General features: G+C 38.8%; 13 protein-coding genes. All 13 read right to left on the bottom strand.

All coding sequences use genetic code 11. From position 1 onward, the window contains the following. Positions 1–28: 28 nt before the first annotated feature. Positions 29–2659, bottom strand: a complete 2631-nt coding sequence (locus tag FO441_RS00940; protein WP_145284472.1) for a glycosyltransferase — start codon at positions 2657–2659, stop codon at positions 29–31. A gap of 11 nt (positions 2660–2670) precedes the next feature. Next, positions 2671–3699 (bottom strand): SH3-like domain-containing protein, encoded by a 1029-nt coding sequence (locus tag FO441_RS00935; RefSeq protein ID WP_145284469.1) that lies wholly within the window; start codon positions 3697–3699, stop codon positions 2671–2673. A gap of 12 nt (positions 3700–3711) precedes the next feature. Continuing rightward, positions 3712–6519, bottom strand: a complete 2808-nt coding sequence (locus tag FO441_RS00930) for a glycosyltransferase family 4 protein (RefSeq protein WP_145284466.1) — start codon at positions 6517–6519, stop codon at positions 3712–3714. A gap of 137 nt (positions 6520–6656) precedes the next feature. Further along, the gene (locus tag FO441_RS00925) at positions 6657–7835 is read right to left on the bottom strand and encodes a glycosyltransferase family 4 protein (RefSeq protein ID WP_145287262.1); all 1179 of its coding nucleotides are present in this window, start codon (positions 7833–7835) and stop codon (positions 6657–6659) included. A 190-nt stretch (positions 7836–8025) separates the two neighbouring features. Next, positions 8026–9213, bottom strand: coding sequence for an ATP-grasp domain-containing protein (locus FO441_RS00920; protein WP_145284464.1), 1188 nt, complete (start codon positions 9211–9213; stop codon positions 8026–8028). Between the two features lie 32 nt (positions 9214–9245). Then, on the bottom strand, positions 9246–10061 hold the full coding sequence (locus tag FO441_RS00915) for an alpha/beta hydrolase (protein WP_145284461.1): 816 nt from the start codon (positions 10059–10061) through the stop codon (positions 9246–9248). A 68-nt stretch (positions 10062–10129) separates the two neighbouring features. Next, complete coding sequence (locus FO441_RS00910; RefSeq protein ID WP_145284458.1) at positions 10130–11848, bottom strand: hypothetical protein; 1719 nt, start codon at positions 11846–11848, stop codon at positions 10130–10132. A 133-nt stretch (positions 11849–11981) separates the two neighbouring features. Further along, the gene (locus tag FO441_RS00905; RefSeq protein WP_145284455.1) at positions 11982–12893 is read right to left on the bottom strand and encodes an ABC transporter ATP-binding protein; all 912 of its coding nucleotides are present in this window, start codon (positions 12891–12893) and stop codon (positions 11982–11984) included. Between the two features lie 26 nt (positions 12894–12919). Further along, positions 12920–14206: a glycosyltransferase gene (locus FO441_RS00900; protein ID WP_145284453.1), complete on the bottom strand. Its 1287-nt coding sequence runs from the start codon at positions 14204–14206 to the stop codon at positions 12920–12922. 45 nt (positions 14207–14251) lie between these two features. Then, positions 14252–15997 carry a heparinase II/III domain-containing protein gene (locus FO441_RS00895; RefSeq protein WP_145284450.1) on the bottom strand — a complete coding sequence of 582 codons (1746 nt, stop codon included), beginning with the start codon at positions 15995–15997 and terminating at the stop codon, positions 14252–14254. Between the two features lie 4 nt (positions 15998–16001). Next, a complete protein-coding gene (locus tag FO441_RS00890; RefSeq protein ID WP_246094965.1) occupies positions 16002–18623 on the bottom strand; it encodes a glycosyltransferase in 2622 nt (873 codons plus the stop codon). Next, the gene (locus FO441_RS00885) at positions 18623–19543 is read right to left on the bottom strand and encodes a hypothetical protein (protein ID WP_145284448.1); all 921 of its coding nucleotides are present in this window, start codon (positions 19541–19543) and stop codon (positions 18623–18625) included. Before FO441_RS00885 ends, FO441_RS00890 begins: the two co-directional genes overlap by 1 nt. A 15-nt stretch (positions 19544–19558) precedes the next feature. Further along, positions 19559–20368, bottom strand: a complete 810-nt coding sequence (locus tag FO441_RS00880) for an ABC transporter permease (protein ID WP_145284445.1) — start codon at positions 20366–20368, stop codon at positions 19559–19561. Between the last annotated feature and the right edge of the window lie 228 nt (positions 20369–20596).

Below are 20596 nucleotides of genomic sequence, written 5' to 3'. Positions count from 1 at the left end.
AGCTTTCAGGGTTTTCAGCTTATATTACTTACAAATATTGTTTAATTTGGGTTTCAATCAGTTCGTAATCAGTCCCCAGGTATGGTTCATAGAGCTTATAGATATCCATCAGCTTTTCTGCTGCTGCTGACCTATTCTCTCCTTGCATTCTTTTGAGTCTTGGCAGATACCAATTCAGCATATAGTATTCAAAACGATTCTCAATGTACTCGTCGAGCAAATCATTAGATTTTAGGAAATCAATTCTGTATCTTTCAAGTTTCATATACTTCTCAAAAAATGAAATGCTGATTACATTAGTGACAGAATCTGCCACGGCACCATAGTACATATGAACCACTTCATCAATTGCTTTTACTTTCGATGAGTTTATAAGCAGTTCCTGGTAATAGATTGTATCCTGTCCAATTGCACCTTCAACCATTTTAATATTATTGTCTATGATAATATCTTTTCTTACGACTAAAGCTTGTATGCTTTGTGCTTTTAGGAAAGAGCGTTTCAAAAAGCCTTTGGCATCTTCAATAATATCCTTTTTATAGTTGTAAAGCTTTACCACTTTATAGTAATCAAATATGCTTCTTTCATTTTGGTCTTCTTTGACCATGTTCCCCACTACCATATCCAAGCTATCATCCGCTTCAATTGTATTAAGTAGTGAGGCATATCCATCTCCAGTTGCTTCGTTATCAGGATCCAGGAAGGAGATGTATTCTGTTGTAGCAATTTCAACACCCTTATTCCTTGGTGTCGATGCACTACCAGAAGGATTTTCAAATTCGTAATACAATATATCAGGATTCCTTCTTCTCAGTCGGTTTATGATATCAATAGTTTCCTGATCTGTAGAACCATCATTGACGAATACAATTTCCATATGCTCGAATACAGAAGAACGCTGCAGGCTTCTGAAACATTTGCTCTCCAGATACCTACCATTGTTATGGATGGGGATAACTATGCTCATTTTGAATTCATTTGAAGCTTTCACTGTATTAGTACCTTTAATGGATACTATTTCTGTATCATCAATATTCAGTCCATTGAAGTTTCCAGGTACTACATTTAAAATATTGTTAATCTGCTCACCAGAACTTTGAATTTTTGCACCATCTACCATTGATCTGTCGAGGCCTGGATAATTGGAGGTGAAATTGTATTTTTCGTCCTCTCCATTCTTACTCACATAATCCACATCAGCGTATTTAAACCCACTTACAAGTTCTTCAAGGTAATATTCCTCATAGTAGTACTTGGTAGTGTCAAAATACGCAATAAACCTGTATGAGTTGAGGTCAACTTCGTCAATATTATCTCGAGGAATCAGTTTCTTATTCCTATACGATTGGTGGTTGAACATTTCTCTGGCCATTTCACTATCTTCGTTTACAATGACAAGAACAGATATTTCGTCCATTACACTTCCTTTGCCAAGTATTTGATTCAAGTATTGAATACGGTGATACGTAGTTTCATAGTTCATTGTCTGCCTGATGCCTGCGGCCGAAATTTCTCTCAATGTCTTGTCATCAGTATGATTTAGGAAATGAGGCAAGTCGGTCTTATGATTAAATATAAATACATTAGGAAACTTGGAATTGACGCCTATTGAGAAATTGGATAGAAGGATGTTTCCGAAAGCTTGCAATTCATATACTCTATTCGCAAACATGGTGTTTGAGTATTTTACGGAATTTACATTAATAGCGTATTTGAACATCTTATGTGTTTTCATAAGAAGTTCATGTGTTAGCGGATAAGAGAGATTTTCTATATACTTTGGCGGAAAGTGATAGCGCTTGTTTTCCAACTTCAAGTTCCTATCAAAAATTTTTAAATCTCTTCCTGCTTTTTTAACACCTTCGAATGCCATGGCGGTTTCTTTATTTCTAATTGGATACTTGACCATCCAGCTTCCAGCAAAAATGACTTCATCTCTAAACTTCTTGAATGCTGGGTGATCAGTTCCTATTGGATTATGATAATGCGGGTTAATACCAAATTCCAACTTGTGGACATTCTTATGCCCTACTGCTTCTTTATACTTTGGAATCATTTCTTCTGCAGATGTGAATACATAATCACATTCTTTTGCGATGCCGATAAACACATCATAATTCACAGGGTCTTCTTTGGAATAGAAAAGAGTTGGTATATTTCTATCTCTCAGGTATCTTATCAGTTCATAGAGTTGGTATCTCTCTTCCGTTTTTTCCTTTGATATGCCTTGCCAGCTGCCATCAATTCCTTTCCATGTAGATGCAATAATGACAAAGTCATACTCATGATCCTTTTCCTCCCACTGCCTTCCAACGTATTTCAGATTGACAACATCTTTATATGACTGATAGAGAAATTCATCACAAATAATACCAATATTCAAATCAAGCTTCTTATAGATGCGAGAACCGTTGGAATGGTTTACATGTTCTGAAAGCTGTTCCAACTCGTTAACGAGATTCGGATGCCCTTTTTTATTGAATAGGTTGTAATATTCACTGATGGAGAGATCATGGTATTTGTCTGCGGCACTTACATCTTTTTCAAAGAGGTTATCATATGTATCAAGATCATGATGTTTTGCCATGTGGTACAAACCAAGTAGGTAATTACTCGACATTTTGACATTAGGAAGTATTGTTTCATTTTCTTTTGACATTATATATACACCTACTTACGCATTTGCCAATATTTTGTTTGCATTTTTCCCAGCGTGGAGTTCTTCAAATTTTTATACTTCTGTTCCAAAGCCATATTCCTCTTTTTCAATTGCTCATTTTCTTTCAACATCTGTTCTTTTTCTGTTTCATCAATTATCTCAGGAATATGCTTTAATTGTTCTTGTTCCGATTTGAATTGATCACCTGGTTCGATCTGTACCTCACTATTAATATATTGGTTATTCAATCTTTCTACGAGATTCATTATCATTTTACGCTCTTCAGAAATATTTTGAATAAGATCATAAACAACTGTTTCATCAAAATTATAGGCAGGTTCATAATCTGGGATATCAGAAAGGTTATATTTCAAATAAGTCATATCAGTCCAAAAACTTCCCATACCTGTCTTGACTTTTGCGAGATTAATTTCTCTAAACATATGCACGATAGTTATTGGAAATATCTTATCCTCGTCGATTTTCACTTCACTCGTCAAGTTGTTGAACTCGAATAACTGAAGTTGTTTATCGTAATCGTTTACTTTTATATTGGCCTTTTCCGATCTTATCAGGGTATCCGAAGAAAACCATCCTTGATGTCGGTTTTTTTTGAATAGCGCTTCATACTGAACACCATCTTTAATCATCGTAAATCTTGAATCCAGCATTTGATCTTTAATCAGACTGAGATTATTTTTAGAAACGATGAAAATCTGCTTCTCCTGGTTTTCCATAAACTTGTCGATATTCAACTTGACGTGCTCTTTCGGTTTGGAGTAGATGACTGGTGATGTTTTTAGTTCTGCCCATCCAATTTCTTTACCATCTGCTTCAAGATAATAATAGTTCTTTTTTTTGTGAGATTTAAATGCGAGTACCCTAGCTATTTTCTTTTGATAATGCTTAAGGTCACCAACCTTCTTTATTGAATGGATAGATTGCAACAGCGGTCTGTTTTGAGATTCGTATATCCATACATGATGACTTACATTGAAATTTCTTATAAACCGGAAGTATTTATCAACTTTATGTTCCATTATTTTCCCCCTTTAACTTGCTTTCTCATAGAGTGGAATCAATTTACTTAACAGTATCTTCCATTCTCTATGTTTGACTACCCAATCTCTTGATTCGGCGCCGATTTTTTTATCTTCAGCTATTTTCAATATCGTTTCTTTTAATTCATTTACATTTTCCGCTTTAAAAAGCCTGCCATTTACACCTTCTTTAACCATCTCTTTCAAAGCATCCACATCACTGACAATTACTTTCTTTTCCATTGCCATGGCTTCATAAGTTTTGATTGGTGTGACAAGTTGACAAACGGGGTCATTCTTTCTCGGAAATGGTGCGATATCAATAACAGAATAAAAATCAATCACTTCTTCCCGTGGAACCCTACCGACAAAGATCACATCTTCTTCAATTTCCAGTTCTTTTACTTTCTGTTCCAATTTCGATCGATAGCTGCCGTCTCCTACAATAAGGAATTTGAAGTAATTTTTTTTCTTTTTCCTATTATTGATTTCTTTCATTGCTTCAAATATAAACTCTATACCTTCATAACTAGTCAAAGAACCGATAAAACCGATGACTGTACTGTTTTCAAGTTCATACTTATCAATGATATCCACTGCTTTGGGTATCGGTTTCAATACGTTTGTGTCTACACCATTCGGAATTACAGTGATCTTCTCTTTTGGAATACCTTTTTCTACCAGATAGTTTTTGAGACTTTCACTGATGCATGTCACTTCATCAGCCACTTTGCAACAGATGATTTCATAATCATCTTGCATTTTAAATCTCTCAGACCTATAAAAATCAGGATTTTTTTCGCTCTGAGTATAGTGCCACAGTCCCCTTACTTCATATATGGATTTTAAACCAAGTGATTGCGCAACTTTAAGTGCAGGTAAAGCATTCTGAAAGTTCGATGCAGCGTGGATAATACTCGGCTTTTCTTTTTTGATCACTTTATATACTTCATCAGCATATACACTGAAGTATCTACTTAAGGGTGTTTTATTGCTTAAGTATTTTTCAGAGCGATCAAGATAATAGGTAGGTATATCCCCAATTTGCTTGTCGGGCTTCTTGTAACCATCATGTTCTGGTGACCACCCCAGACGCGTTGCGACAATCGGCCTGTAACCCCTGTTCCTGATACCTGAAATCATCTCATGAGAGCGTATTGTATAACCATTAAGGACAGGCAGTGCTTTATTAAGGACAAATAATATGCTTTTATCATCCGTTCCTTCTACAGGTTCGTATGTTTTGTTAAGCTGCCACTCGTGATTGAACAATTCGTATTCATGTTTTGCTATTTCATATTCACCTTGATAAAGCCTTGCAGAATGGCTTTTTTTCATTTTCAGTACACTCTTATACCGTTCAGTGATATTGCCCATGATATGGTAATTTCTTATGAAGTTACGAATTACGTCCGGATGATTCGGTTTGATCAATGATGCTTGCTTCGTTTCATAAAGTGACTGTTCGTACATTTTGAAATGAAAGAGGTACTTCGCCAAGTATAGACGGAGTTTAAACTGCTTATCTACCGTTCGCCCTTGAATCATCTCTTCTCTTGCTTCTTGGTCTGGAACATTATAGTAATGACGTGCCAGAACATATGCGTTGGCCAGACGTTTATCATGGGTACTCTCCAAGTAGTCGACAAAATGTGAAGGCAGCTTCATAGGCTGCTTAATCAGTATCAGCTGCTTTATAACATGGGTATATATCTTCTTTCGATCTCTTAACGGCAAATTCTGGTGTATAAATGAATCGACTTCATCTTTAACGCTATTTTCCAGAAACAGCTTCGGATAGTGGAAAATAGTATGCAACCTCCTATCCTTTTTGAAAAGTGATTCGAAGCCTTTATCTCTTATATTCAAATGACCTTCTACAATCATTCTTCTTAAAGACATCAGGTGCTGATGGTTCAGGTTGACTTCCGGAATCAGTTCCAGTATCGACTTCATCATGTGTTTCGAGTGTGTTTCTGTATGATAGTAGTTTAATATTTTCTGCAGTTGAAGTCCTTTAGTGTTATCTTCATCTATTTTGAAATCGAAAGTATGTAGCGCAGCAGGCTCTATATATTGGTAGAGCTCGACCTTATCTTTGAAGAAAGGCACTACTTCGTTATTCAGGGTATTAAAGTAGGCCTCCTTTTGATAGTAGTGATTCACAAGAAGGACGTAGCCAAGGTTTCTCATCTGACTATCTTGTGCATCGATCTTGTTTCTATATGTTTTGACACTTAACGGTATATGACTATGTATTTCCAAGACTTTCTCGACATACGAATTCCACGAGTATTTCAAATATACATTCTCTCTGTCGGCTTCAAGCTGTTGAATCAAGTATTCTTTATCTGCTTCGGACTGCTGGATCATCTGTTCGACTGTATCATACATGTTCCTGGAAGTCAGATAGCTGACCAGGTTGACCTGCTGCTCTGCCGTTAACTGAGCAAGCACATCCTCCCCTTTGTTCGATAGAGCCACGAGACTGCTGATTGCTTTCCTGTCATACAGTAACCGCGTTTTAAAATTGATGATTTTACTATCATCAATTTTTGCAATCAATGAGGAGGCTTCCTTATAATTCTTCTCATGTTTTAGAACAATTGCTTTCAAATAGGATTTATAGTTCTCTTCAATATTCAGATTGCTCAGGTAGTCAGTTAGTGTAGTGTGAAGTGATTTTCTCAGATATATACTTAGTACCGGCTCTCTCAAGCCCAGTTTTCCTGTGAGACCACTTTGTAAGAAAAATCTGGAGATGGAATTCATATTCATTTTTAATGTTGTATAGGATAATACGCCTATCAGGTATCTCATATTCTTCTCTATCTCCTCTGACACTATGTTGCTGCTGATACTGCAACTTCAATTTATAAAATTTAATTTGAATATTCTATATGCATATTCTACCATATTATTCTATTATCCAACGTTATACTTTATAAAACATATGCTTATTTCATGATGAATTGAGACAAGCGATTCATATTCTTTTCCCACAAGAACTTCTCATTCAACAGTTTCCTGGAATTTTCTCTGTAGCGCTTCTCCAGCAAATCATCTTTTTTAATCTCTTCAATAGCTGCAACAATTTCTGCTGCTGTCGCCTTTTCTTTTGCAAACCCTACCTCGTAGTCATTGATCAGTCTGTTAGTATACCCCCCAAGATTCGTTACAACCGGGATGCCACAACCGATACCGTCCACCACTTTTCCAGGAAGCACGTTTAAAAAGACATCACTTTCTTTGAGAAGAGAAAGCTGGATGCTGTGCGTACGAATCATTTCCAGACACTCCGAGCGATTCTTTTCATGAAATGTATGAACATACTTGTAATTATTTTCTTTTATAAAGTTGTTGAATTTGTGAGCATTTACGCCGTAGCCGATAACATTGAAGGTGATTTCTTTGCTTTCCAAAAGACCAGCCACTTCAATTAGCTGTTCATAACTTTGTGCGAAGCCGATATTTCCTGTGTAGATCACTTTAAAATCATCAGGTTGTGGCCTGAAATCCACTTCTTCCTGTGAAAATCCATTGGGAATGAAGAGTTGTTGTTTCAAAGGTGCCATCTTGGCAATATGTGCTCTGAACCCTTCATTATTAATCACAATCTTATCCGCTTTTTTATACATCTGTTTTTCCAAAAACTTCAATAGCGGATATATTTTGTCTATATTCATTTTTTCAATGTCTTTTACGCTATCTGGCCATAAATCCCTGACTTCAAGGATTCTTTGCGTCTTTTTAACTTTCTTCTGAAAGAACAGAGAAGCCCATGGGATGAAAATATTAGGAGTTGTTATATAGATTGCATCATATTCCTGCTGATATTCCTTAATGTAGGTTCTTATCTTATAGGAAAGCTCAAAATAGTATACCAGACGAGACACCATCGAACTCCCCTGCTTATCACTTCGCATCTTCAATCTCATAATATTATTTGAGTCGTTGATATCAGGCTCGTTCCAGTATTTCCAATCTTCATACATGGAAGGATTCGGATATGAAGGATGCGTAGTCAGAACATCGACCGTATGATTTTTGGCAAATTGCAAGTATAGATTCTTAAATCGATTTGCTCCCGACCCTATTTCCGGATAAAAATTTTGAGTTACAAGTAGTATTTTCATATGCACCTTCATCATTTCTTTTTTATATGCTGGCAAGGTTCTTTTACGTCCGACTTGGAAAATAAAAGCTCAAACGATGTTTTCGTATGATCATTCCATATGTATATTATATTAGTAAAGCGTCAAAATATAAAACCAGCAGCTACTCGGATCGATAGGCTACTGGTTTGATAATAGAGCAAAATAAAGGTTACTGCTGGTTGTTGGTTGCAAACTGATTCAAGTACATGCGCTGCTGCCTGTCATGATACCGCATGTAGTTACGCACATATTTATCTACACCATCAGAATCGGCTTTACTCTGATATCCATTAATCAAAGCATCTTTAGTATAAAAAGCATTTACAAAGTAGTCAGCCGGTTTCGCAGGTTGGCCATATGTCGGAAACATGGTCAGCGAAAGTACAGGGAATGGATTGATTTCAATGACACCCGGTTCTGTATCATCAAAGTTTCTGACCATGATGTCGATGCCTCCACAGTACATGCCCGGCAGTGCAGCTAAAGCATTCAAAGCCAGTTCTTTTATTTCTTTACTCACCAATTCTGTTATCTCTATCACTTCTCCACCAAGAGAAGTGTTCGATACGGAGATCAAAAGTATATACTCATCCTTCTCAGGAATACTGTCCAAGGTAAGCCCGGAATTTTTAAGAAAAGTTTTAACTGAATCGCTCTTCTTGATCTGGTGTTTACTTAAATACCCACATTCCTTTCTGGATTCGTTCTTCTCATCAATGAGGACATCTATGGATTTTGCACCATCGCCTTTTACAAAAGCTGGCACTCTGGCAACTACAGAGATGAGGTTGCCTTCAATAATTGTTGCACGGACCTCAAACCCTTCCATGAACTCCTGCACCATTATATGATACGTTTCCCTGCTTGTTTTAGCCATTACTGCAGTGCATTCTTTCCAGTAGAAATCAAAATCATCTTCAGCAACATTGACAAATACACCTTTGCCAAGCGACATATCCAAAGGTTTGATCACTACACCTTCAGCTCCACTACTGTAAGCTTCATTCCTGGCTCTATCCATTTCATCAGACGTATATACTTTGGATTTTGTTGTACGGAGACCCGCTTTGCTCAGAAAATTTTCAGTCTTGTATTTATCAATTGCAATCTTACGTCCTGCCTGTGAATTCGTCGGATAGATCGGATTTTTCAAAGTAGCAATTCTACTGCCATCTTCCCTTTTCATATCAATAGCAAAGTGGCCCGTCTTCAGTTTCTTCACTTTATTTTCAAACCCATACTTCTTCATGGCATCGTCCACTTGAAGTATCGTGTTGGTATTGAGATCCGATGGATAGATATTTTTCTGCTGGTAAGGTATCGTTTCATATACATAAAGTAAATCTTTACTTTTCAAAATCAGATTCCCCTCTCATCTGCAGAGTTTTCCTACTGCTCATCTTGATATTGAAGAAAAACACTTTTGATTAAATGAATCGTTCTTTCTTTGCCAAGCGGATTATGCCCGGCTTTCTTGTCATGATATAAATAAAGTTGCAGCTGTCCCAGACCAAGTTTCCTTGTACTCATGTCAGCAAGGAAGGGAGTATAGTGCCGCTTCATATCTGAGACACACAATCTGTTCTGACAGTAGTGTACCTCGGGAGTATTCCCATAATGTTCAAATGCATCTGCTACTCTTAAGCGATGGACATATTGATCATAAGCTGCTTCAATACTGCCATATATCTCTTCAATGAGAGGTTTCGAGAGAGGTTCGTGATACCTTTTTACATCTGTCTGGGGGTTGTTTACAATTGCTTTTGTGCCTTTATGCATTGAAGCAAGAACCATGGACATGAACCCACCAGCAGAAGAACCATAATAGTATATATGATCTGTCTCAACACTGTGTAATGCTGCAATCTTCTTTATGATCATGTCATACACTTCCAATGCAAATTCTTCTTGTCTTCCCTGTCCCCAACCAAGTTTCATACCGATATCATGAATGGTTGGATCATCAAGGAAAACCAGAGAACATGGCAGGTCTTCTATCCATTTACTCCTCATGAAAACGGGCGGTGTCTTTTTCGTAATGTCGACCGCTCCGTTGGATAGCACCAGAAAGTTTTCATATTGTTCTTTCAGATACACTAGAAAATTGTATTGCATCATGCCGCTGTCGAAAACAATGTGAATCTGCTCATCATATTTCCATTCCAATGCGTCGAGCTGGTCTATATCATCAATCGTATATTTCATCGTCTACCTCACATGATAGATATTCATATGGATTGAATATCTTATTTAAAATGCGAAAATGTATTTCTCTATAATCTTTCTATTTCCAATTTACCTGCTTCTTGCCACGACTTCTTATCATAGTCTCTATTATAGAGTACCATTACTGTGTAAGAAGATGGACCGACCTCCAGCATTAATGGTTCATTCAAACTTGTCATGTCATAGACATCATGTGTATCAACACTTCTGATAATCACCTTTATGATGCCTTTGCCTTTTGGATTGCTATACAAACCCTTCACTGATACCTTTACTGGCATTTCATTACTGCTTCTCATTGTAAAATAATTGATGTTTTCTGCTTTTGTTCGGTTATCCCCAGGTCTGATGTGATATTTATTTCCTTCAGAATGTTTGATTTCCATACTTTCATCAGTATGAATCACAAGGCCTTCGATTGCTATTGAACGCTGGTCGTCCATCCCCTTATCCCGAGCACGTTCATATGCATTTTTTTCCTGGTTGATACCGAAATGCAGCAGAACCGGCCAGAAGTGATTGATGATTGTTTTGTAGAATTCAAAGTTTCTTCTTTCTCTCAATCCAGGTTGCTGCATCAAATCAATCATCTTTCTGGTATTCATAAAGATAAATTCATCCACTTCCGGATCTGTTTCCAATGTTAAAGTACTATGCCAGTTACCCATTCTGGATTCCAGGTGGAAAAGGTCAAAGTAATGTCTGCCTTTTGTAACGTTCGCTTCTACAAGGTTTCTTTTGAAATAATTTTCTATTTCATGTTCGACATCATAGTTTTTTTCGAAGTTTTTAGGTAGACCATGTACACATTTCTTATAGAAATCAAGCGTCTCTTCACTCTGATCCAAACTCTTTTTGAAATCCGCTTTGCCCATGCCAAAAACTGTGGACTTGATATGGAGCGCATGCTTATATCCCTTTTCATCTCTATAATAGTTGATCAAACCATAAGCATGCCTTGAATTGAACCGTTCCTCGAGTATCGAAGCAACTTGCTTATCCGGCTTATAATCACTTAAGTTGACGATTGAATGATTCCAGCCCATATTATTTTTCATCTGCTCTGCTATGCTCTGGTCTATTCTGTGTATCTCTTTAGCCATTGGGGTAGCCAGAAACTTGCGTGGCGTAAAGTAAGTGAGATACTCCACACTTTCGTGAAAATCTCTTGTAAGCGATGCAGATACTCTGGAGTCAATCCCTGCAGTCAATGTCAGGAAAATATCTTGTCCCCTTTCCCTGATCCACTTCCGGCTTTCTTCAAGATAGGGACGGGAAGCTTCAAAAGTTTCTTCAACAGACACTCTTTCCAATTGGGTTCTTGGATAGATTCTTCTGAAACTCATATCATCCACTTTGATTTCCAGACTTGGGTTCACTTTAAAGATTTCTTCAAATCTTGTAAAATCAAGCTCCGTGTGAAGACTTCCTGGTCTTTTTGAGACAGAAATTCCATTCTCTCCAAGTGATTCGGCAAGCAGTCTATCATGTGAGGCAAATGTACCTGTCGGTCCATGATAACAAAGCGGTTGAAGTTGCGATGCATCAGAATAGATGAATATCCCGGACTCTCTATTGATCAGAAGAATATATCTTCCATTGATGTACTCAAGTTCATCTATAAGCGTTGAGCTTGATAGAAGCATTTCCACCACTTCATGCTGGGATTTTTGAGCATTTCTCGTATCAAAGCAATACCCGATCAGCAATGCTTCGCCAGTTGAAGTGCCATAACGGTTAACGTATACATGGTCGGAATAATACATTGAATAGTGTCCGATACTGCACTTCTGGTGCTCTTTCAGGTGCTCTACATTATAACTGGACGGTGCAAGCAGATAAGATGCCGGATACACGTGTTTTAGATATTTCATGGCAGGGCTCCTTTACAAAAGAATATCAAAGAAAATTGAGCTGAGCCAAAAAGCTGTATATATAAATTCCCAACAAGGCAAAAGCAGGAATATATCTTAATAGAGGACGTCTGTATTTTTTTACAACAGCTTCATTTCTTCCTTTTTCTTGCTGCTGTTTAATCATCTTATCCTTATATTGAAGCTGCTCTTCTTTAGTCATTGCATTGAAATCATTGATGAATCTCGCATACTCATTGACTATCGGTGTACACTCGCCATAGTCTTTTGTTTCGCCATAATGGATCCATATTGCTTTGTTGCACATCCTTGCGACTTGTTTTGCAGAATGCGAAACGAAAAAGATGGTTTTTCCCTCTTTCTGAAACTGCTTCATACGTTCAATACACTTGTTAGAGAAAGTCTCATCTCCAACTGATAATGCTTCGTCAACAATCAGAACATCAGGATCTGTGTGGATTGCAATTGCGAATCCCAGTCTCGACCGCATACCGCTGGAGTAGGATTTGATCGGTTGCTGTATGAAATCGCCCAGTTCACTGAAATTGACGATATCCTCATAGCGCTCATTGATGGTTGCTTCTGAAAGCCCATGCATCAGACACTTCATACGGATGTTTTCTTCACCCGAGAGATCCTGGTTGAGTCCGGCACTGATGGCAATCAGTGAACTCCTGCCATTGATTCTGATTCTGCCGCTCGTTGGTACTGTCACCTCTCCAAGAAGATCAGACAGAGTGGATTTTCCTGAACCATTCAAACCGATGATACCTACGGAATCACCTGGCTGTACCTCAAAGTTGATATTTCTGAGCGCATAGTATGGTTTTTCTTTGTAGAAGTGCCCCATAGTAAACAAGGAAAGCAGTTTGGCTATCCTGCTTCGATTCAGATCGTATACTTTGGAAACATTTTCAACTTTAACTTTATAAGTCATTTCGATGACCTTCCTTCAAATATTCCTTAAAGATTCTCATATATCCTGAGCAGTTTTTTCTGTTCGTTATTCCAGTTGTACTTAAGCTTTGCTTGCTTGCAATTGTCGCTATACTGGTTGCGAAGGCCTTCATCATCCAGCAACGTGTTGACTGCCCCAGCCAAAGCATCTACGTTTGAAGCATCAATGGCAATACCAAGCTCCTCACCCTGGACAACCTTCTTGATTTCAGGGAAATCACAACTGACTACTGGCACATGTGCCATAATATACTCGAACAGTTTATTGGATGATGCTGAGTAGTGATTGAAGCTCGTATTTTGCAGTACCTGGAATCCCAAATAGGCCTCTTTTGTATACGATGGAAGATCACTCAGATCGGCTTTACCGAAAAACTTGATCCTACTCTCCAAATCTTCCTCGGCAGCCTGCTCCATCAATGCATCTTTAAGCCTGCCATCTCCGATGAATACCAATGTACCTTCTTTTACTTGATGCATCATCTTTATAAGCAATTCCAACCCTCTGCCAGACTGCAAGCCACCTTGATAGAGAAGAATTTTTTCATCAGAAGGCAGAGAAAGCTGATCACGGAGATCAAGATCAGCTGTATCATCAATATCACAGTATGCCGAATAGTTATATAAGGTTTCAGGATAATTGCCATAGATCGCATCATGGTGTTTGGCACGCGTATGATTTTCTACGATTGTCTCATCTACGAATTTCAGCAGGCAACCTTCCCATATACTTGCGAACCTTGGATTATATCCTGTTCGGTCGGTCTGTACTTCATGCGAATCATATATGAGCTTCTTGCGATTCACCCTTAACTTTGAACAGATTACGCCTTGTGTCAAAGTGTTCAGATCATGAGAATGATATATATCAGCTGCATGCTTATATCCCTGAATAATCATTTTGAAGCTACGAATCACTTTGATCATATTTCGTCTGACTGCATTGTTCTTCACACTTGTGTATGCAGCAGCCAGGATAATGAAATAACTGGAAAGCAATACCCAGGATTTATAGAAAAGCACAGGGGCAACAACAGTCGTAGCTCCTGCAACACTGAAAATGAATGCTTTTTTATTGTTCTGATAAAGTTCGAGAAGCCAAGGATACATTGGTACCCGATGTACTCTAAACCTGTCATTGATCACTTCATATCGAGGGGCCAGAGCATCTTTTTTATTCTCGATGGCAATGAGATTGATATCATAGTTATTCTGACTAAGTGCCATACCTTCTCTCATCACCCTGGCATCATTTGTGAAATGATTCCAAACGAACATCGTTACTTTTTTCATAAGTTCACCATACCAACTTCTAAATATCTATAATAGAAATTACCTTTAAAGAGTAATCATGATCTCCTCATCATCTATGATCATTTGAAGCCTCTCATTTTCAACTTTAAAATGGCTGATTTTGAGATTCTGATTCATATTGATCAAAGTTTGAAATGCGTATATCTTATCTTTCAGATTGGTTATCTTGAACCGCATCTGATGTGTCGGTGTGGTTTTCCCGAAACCTACAGTATTCACAGCGGAAGCTGGTTTGGCTGTAGAAGATTCTACATTTACAAGTCCATCCACCTGGCCCATCTGGCTGAAAGAAACCAGATGCCCTGATGGCAATCTAACAACAGAATGTCCAATATTGTATTCAATAAGCTCGACATCCTGGTGCAGGTTGAAATTCTGAAAAACTTCATCATCAGTGCTTGCCTCATCTAGCAGGATGACAATCGGGTACCGTTTCAGAAGAATAACGGTACGCCCGAGTTCGGATTGTTCAAATCCCCTATTTCTTCCCTTGATGATGGTGTAGTCTGCTGCATCATAAAATCCTGTCATCTCTACAAGATGTGTAAATCTATTATCATGCTCTTTTATATAGTTCTCATTTTCAAAGTACAATGTACTATGTGCTTTAGCTGAGAGCATGTAGGTGCGGATCGGATCACGGCTGTAGCTGAACTTGCCGGAGTCCACAAGAACATCTTCTCCCCCATAATTCAAAGTGATACTTAGATCGTCATAGTGTTTATGAGTATTCGTTGAAAAGCCTGCAACAAAAGAGACGTATACAGGCGTTGGTTTTTCGTACTGCAATACGCCTATACCTGCTTCATAGTCGAAGAAATTTCGATAAACTTTCTGTCTTGTCCCCCTGCTGTTGCCGGAATCACCAAGTGGTGGCAGGAGACCATTCGGTCTTGAAACTATATCAAGATACTCTTTCGACATTTCAATATAACCATTGATATTCTTGCCAAATGAATAGCCGTAGCCTTTCAGATATTCTTCCATCTCAATATACATCTTTCTGACCATGACATGGTAATCAGGGGAGTTCTCCAAGTGGACTCCTTTAGCACTGAAACTATACCAGAATGTATCTATGGCACGATAGTACCCTACATTGAAAAGATCAATTCTGCCGAGTATTCTTCCGACTATCATCAATGAGCGGTCCATCATCAGTGAATGGTTATTATACTTGTATTCAGTAGGATTGCTCATGAATTCAGCATGTCTGACCAGTACATTGTAGTACCTTTGTTCGTCTATTTCGAGACGATCTTTTGCCAAATAGAGGAAATGAATGATGTTCTGTGCTCTATTTGCTGACGGATGGTCATACCATATCATATCGTTTTCCGGTTCCGTATCCATAAAATCCATCCAGGATTCAATGATCTGCTGTGCTTTTTCCAAGTACTGGATTTTGCTGCTCCGTTCAAACTCAATAAGAAGGCTGCTGACAATACGCAATGATTGCAAGTAAAGCTGGTAGCTTGGACCGAATCTATCACTCTTGTCCACCTGCCAATCGTATCCCTTGGAAAAGTCCACCTCTTCAAAGTTCGGAAATGGAACGATGATATCCTTTAGTGCAAGGTCTGCATTTTTCTTTGTGTGCTTATCATACTTGAGCAGACGAATTACATCTTTCTCGCCTATATTTCTGGTAAAGTTCAACCCACTGTTGTTGGAAAAGAGATGGGGGGTTACATTCTCCTTACTTGAAGACAGTGCTTTCACCATCTGCTTGAGCCTTCTTAATTGCATGAGCCTGTTCAATCGAGTCATCTACTCACCCTCTGCCATAATTCACTTCTTGTTTCAGTTCTTCAATTGTTTCTTTCAGGTCATTATCTATCGTCTTATCATATTCCTCATAAAGAGAATAGATGTCCAGGAATCGAGTGATCGCTTCATGTCTCTCTTCAGGGACGATACGGTCGATACGCGCCAGATACCAGCCTTTTACATAGAAATTGAAACGGCCATGCATATAGGTTTCAAGAAGGTTGTGTTTTTTCAGGAATGGGATGCGTTCAATTTCAAGTTTATAGTATTTGTCAAAGAATTTCTTACCGATTGTATTCGTCACTGAGCCGCTCACTGCCGCGTAGTATACATGGACGAAAGTATCGACAGCCAAAGCACTATTTGAATTGAGCATGAGTTCCTGGAAGAATACTGTATCTTGACCCGCAGCACCTTCGACCATCTGAATGTTATTTCTTCTGACGACATCCGTCTTAATAATGACTGCCTGGATACTTTGCGCCCTCAGGCCACTTTCCTTCATGAAGTCGTGCGTATCCTCTATATAGTTGTTCTTATTATTATACTTTCTGACTGTCTGGGAATACTGGAATACTGCTCGACGCTTGTTATCTTCCTTGATGATATTACCAACTACCATATCCACTTCCGGATTTTCCTGCAGCTGGTTCAGCAGATCAGCGTATCCGTCGCCAGTCGCTTCATTATCTGGATCCAGATAAGTCATATATCTAGTGGAAACCAGTTCAGCTCCCTTGTTTCTCGGCCTGGAAGCACTACCTGAACCTTCCGGGAACTCGTAATATACGATATCCGGATAACGTCTTCTTAATCGATGGATGATTTTGATTGTTTCTTCGTCCGTACTACCGTCGTTAACGAATATGATTTCCATATTATCAAAGATGGAAGAGCGCGTAAGGCTTCTGAAGCATTTATCTTCCAGGTAGCGACCGTTATTGTGAATTGGAACAATGACCGAGACGAGCTTTTCAGCAGTGGTATCAGGTTCAGAACGGTATGCACCAATCTCAGACATTGTCAGCACGTACCCTGATTTCTGCATGGGTTCCAGGTCACTGTCCAGTATTTTGGCATCGAACATCGTGAGTGATTTATCCGAGAAGGAATTTGTATAATCATGATGTCCTTGATGTGCTTTGGTTACGAAATCCGAGTCCGTATACACAAATGCCGACATCAGATCTTCCAGGTAGTACTCTTCATACAGATGTACATCACTGAAGAAAGCAACAAAATCAAATCCTGCCAGAGTATCTTCATCGACTTCTTTTTGTACCATGAGTGTTTTATTTGTGTACATCTGCCTGTTGAAGCTTTCCTGCACCTTATCAGACAGTGCATCCGTAATAACCAGTATGCTCTTCTCCTGGATATTGGATTCAATATCGAATTGTTCTGCAAACTGCCTGATCCTGTCATAAGCAGTATCATTCAGCATCACTTGGCGGATTCCTTTGGATCGCATATCCTCATAGTCCACTTCGAGATGATTTCTGATCATCGGACCGACATCTTCTTTAGTGTTGACCATCAGCAGGTTGGGAAACTTGTTATTGACTCCGACACTGTAATTCGTCAGTAGCAGGTTCCCCATGGCCTGCAATTCATATACACGGTTCGCGAACATCGTTTCGGAGTATTTTACGGAGTTGACGTTGATCGCCCAGCGGAATAGCCTGTGTGTCCTCATAAGATCATCATGCTGCATCGGGTAGGTCAGGTTCCCGATGTATCGTGATGGGAATTGGTATCTGGAGCGTTTCAAGTTCAAATTTCGATCGATAATGGTCAGATCATATCCATTTTCCAGAATACCATCAAACATCTGGGCGGACTCCTTGTTTCTGACTGGATACTTTTCAGTCCAGCTGCCTGCAAAAATGACGTGGTTATCATTATCAACCGCTTCAGATATTCTTGAACTGATGGGGTTATGATATTCCGGGTTGACTCCGAACTCCATTACATGCACGTTCTCATGTTCACAATAGGTTTTATACGTTTCAACCATCTCTGCCGCAGAAGTGTAGACTACATCGCATACTTTGGCAATATCTTTGAAAAGATGGTAATTGACGGGGTCTTCTTTTGAATAGAAGGCGACAGGGATATCAAGTTCCTGTGCGTTTGCAATCAATGCCATCAGAGTCTGGCGCTTATCACTTCTCGGCGAAGCGACTTGCTCCCAGCTGCCATCAATTCCTTTCCATGATGTCGCAACAATAAGGAAATCCAGTTTCCTGGTCAAACCATCTCCGTCAGCATTGATGTAATGAAGCCTTGCTGCATCCTTATAGGAATGATAAAGAAATTCATCGCATATGATGCCAACGTCAAGATCCAGTTTGCTGAAGTATCTGGAACCATTGCTGTTCTTTTGTTTACTGAAGACAGGTGATATTTCTTCCAGGAAGTCCACTTTGCCCATCGCATCAAACTTCTCATAGTACCTATGCTGTGAGTTGTACATCTTCTCATTGCTCAGATGTTCAATCGTCTGCAAGTAATCTTTATCAAGCATTTTTACATAATGCTTAAGTCTTTCAGATTTATTCATTTCATCCAGGTTCCTGATTTCCGGCTGTACATCTCCGTTCCTATTAATAACGGAATCAGACATCACTTACGCCTCCTCTTCATACGTTCCCATATGCCAACCTGCAATTTGCCAAGTTTGGATTCCTTCAGATTTTTATATCTGATTTCAATACGTTCAAGTCTGTTCTTATAGCGTTCACTATCGTTTTCCAGTTGAATCTGCCTTCTCAGCAGAGCATCCATAATGGATTTGACTCTTGCACGTTCCTCCATAAAATATTGCTTGGCATCCTCAGTGACCGCTGGTGCCTGCAGAGTTTCTGAATCGAAGTCGTAATCGACTTCATGGGCAGACATCCAAAAGGATCGGTTCCCCTGTTGCAGCTTTACAATATCCATGTCTGGAAAATACATCCTGATATGTGCAGTGAAACCTTCTTCTCTGATCGGCAGCTCTATATCAAAGTTGGAGTCTCTGTACCTGTTACTATCAGGATCAACATAATAAGGTTCATCCATTTCAACACCTTTATATAAATCGCTCGTGCGAACATAACCTTGGAGTTTTCCTTTTCTGAAAAGCATTTCAAGCTTCTCTCCACCTACTTCTACAAAAGATTTCGAAGTAAGCAGCCTATCCTTAAGTGCAAGAACCATATCTCTGTTGATACCGATTTCCCTATTGAACGGATGCGTCTTGAAAGTTTCAAGATTGACTTTCACTGATTCCAACTTTTTAGGATATACATAGATGGACTCTGATATCCTGGTCCATCCGACAATATCTCCATGATGCTTGAAAAGACCGTAGTAGCCATCCATTTCCTTCCGTACAGAAATCACTGTAACCAATTGATGCCTATAATTTCCTAAAGTTCTTTTTGTCTGGTTGATATCAAATTCTTCAAAGATTGTCTGGTTGATATCTTCATTTAATATAATTTCAAATAAATGAGGTACCTTTATTATATCTTCTAATTTATTTTCAATTGAAATTACCATCTTGGCACCCTTTCCTTATAGATAATCAACAAGTTTATTTTTAAATCTGTAGTGTATATGTGCACCGACATAAATCAGTAGTAGTGTCAGTGACCAATAGTAGATATGGTCGGTCATCGTTCCATATAATGGAGCGGCCTCCAGTACCATCGCATTTCTGTAATTCATGAGAAGATACGCAAACGGGTTCAATGAAGACAACACTTGAAGTATCTCCGATGCTTCATCGAGCGTCCAGAATATTGGTGTCATGAAGAAAAACATTCTGATCACGTTCTGCAGTATATTTTTCATATCCCGAATCAGAATGACAAGGGAGGACATGATCAGTCCTATACCAAAAATGAGCATGTAAGATGCAAACACAAAGTATAGGAAGCCGATGTAATGTACGGGGGTGGAATAACCACCTGCCAGACTGATGCCTATAAGTATAACAGTGGTCATCGACAGGTTGATGATTGCATTCACAAGCGACATCGATAACAGTATGCTTGATGGGAACTTCATTTTAGTGACCAGGCTCAGCTGACTTTGAATTGCGTTGGAGGCTCCATTGATGCCCTGGGAAATAAAGAGCCACGGAAAGATTCCTGAAATCAGGTGTACGATGAATGGAATGTCCCCCACATCACCCCGATCGCCTCTTAAACCTAGACCGAAAACAATATAGTATAGCAGGATCTGCATCGCAGGCTGCAGTATATTCCAGAAGACCCCCAGATAATGGTTGGCGTATTGGCTCTTCATATTGTAGATTGTCAATTTCCATATCAGATGCCTATGTATCCACTGTTCTTTAAAGATTCTGTAAACATTATTCATTTCCATTTTCCTCAATTCACAAAAATAGCAGAATCCACAGAGTGTCAGGATTCCGCTTTATATTATAATCCTACATATAGTAGACCCTCAAGCTTGCATATTATATTACTTTTCATTGTGAGAATAACATAACCAATTATAAAGCTTATCATGTGAAATGTCATGCATAAGCTGACAGCAGGATGAAACTGGAAACTAATATTACATTTATATTACTTACAAAATTAA

The organism is Salinicoccus cyprini (genome assembly GCF_007713705.1).
In the GTDB taxonomy this organism is placed as follows: Bacteria; Bacillota; Bacilli; order Staphylococcales; family Salinicoccaceae; genus Salinicoccus; species Salinicoccus cyprini.
Note: the sequence above shows the minus strand (reverse complement) of the source record. Positions and strands in the feature narration are given on the sequence as shown.

Coding starts and splice junctions, on each gene's coding strand:
- FO441_RS00940 (WP_145284472.1), bottom strand. CDS start 2,659: ATGTCAAAAGAAAATGAAACAATACTTCCTAATGTCAAAATGTCGAGT.
- FO441_RS00935 (WP_145284469.1), bottom strand. CDS start 3,699: ATGGAACATAAAGTTGATAAATACTTCCGGTTTATAAGAAATTTCAAT.
- FO441_RS00930 (WP_145284466.1), bottom strand. CDS start 6,519: ATGAGATACCTGATAGGCGTATTATCCTATACAACATTAAAAATGAAT.
- FO441_RS00925 (WP_145287262.1), bottom strand. CDS start 7,835: ATGAAAATACTACTTGTAACTCAAAATTTTTATCCGGAAATAGGGTCG.
- FO441_RS00915 (WP_145284461.1), bottom strand. CDS start 10,061: ATGAAATATACGATTGATGATATAGACCAGCTCGACGCATTGGAATGG.
- FO441_RS00910 (WP_145284458.1), bottom strand. CDS start 11,848: ATGTATTATTCCGACCATGTATACGTTAACCGTTATGGCACTTCAACT.
- FO441_RS00905 (WP_145284455.1), bottom strand. CDS start 12,893: ATGACTTATAAAGTTAAAGTTGAAAATGTTTCCAAAGTATACGATCTG.
- FO441_RS00900 (WP_145284453.1), bottom strand. CDS start 14,206: ATGAAAAAAGTAACGATGTTCGTTTGGAATCATTTCACAAATGATGCC.
- FO441_RS00895 (WP_145284450.1), bottom strand. CDS start 15,997: ATGACTCGATTGAACAGGCTCATGCAATTAAGAAGGCTCAAGCAGATG.
- FO441_RS00890 (WP_246094965.1), bottom strand. CDS start 18,623: ATGTCTGATTCCGTTATTAATAGGAACGGAGATGTACAGCCGGAAATC.
- FO441_RS00885 (WP_145284448.1), bottom strand. CDS start 19,543: ATGGTAATTTCAATTGAAAATAAATTAGAAGATATAATAAAGGTACCT.
- FO441_RS00880 (WP_145284445.1), bottom strand. CDS start 20,368: ATGAATAATGTTTACAGAATCTTTAAAGAACAGTGGATACATAGGCAT.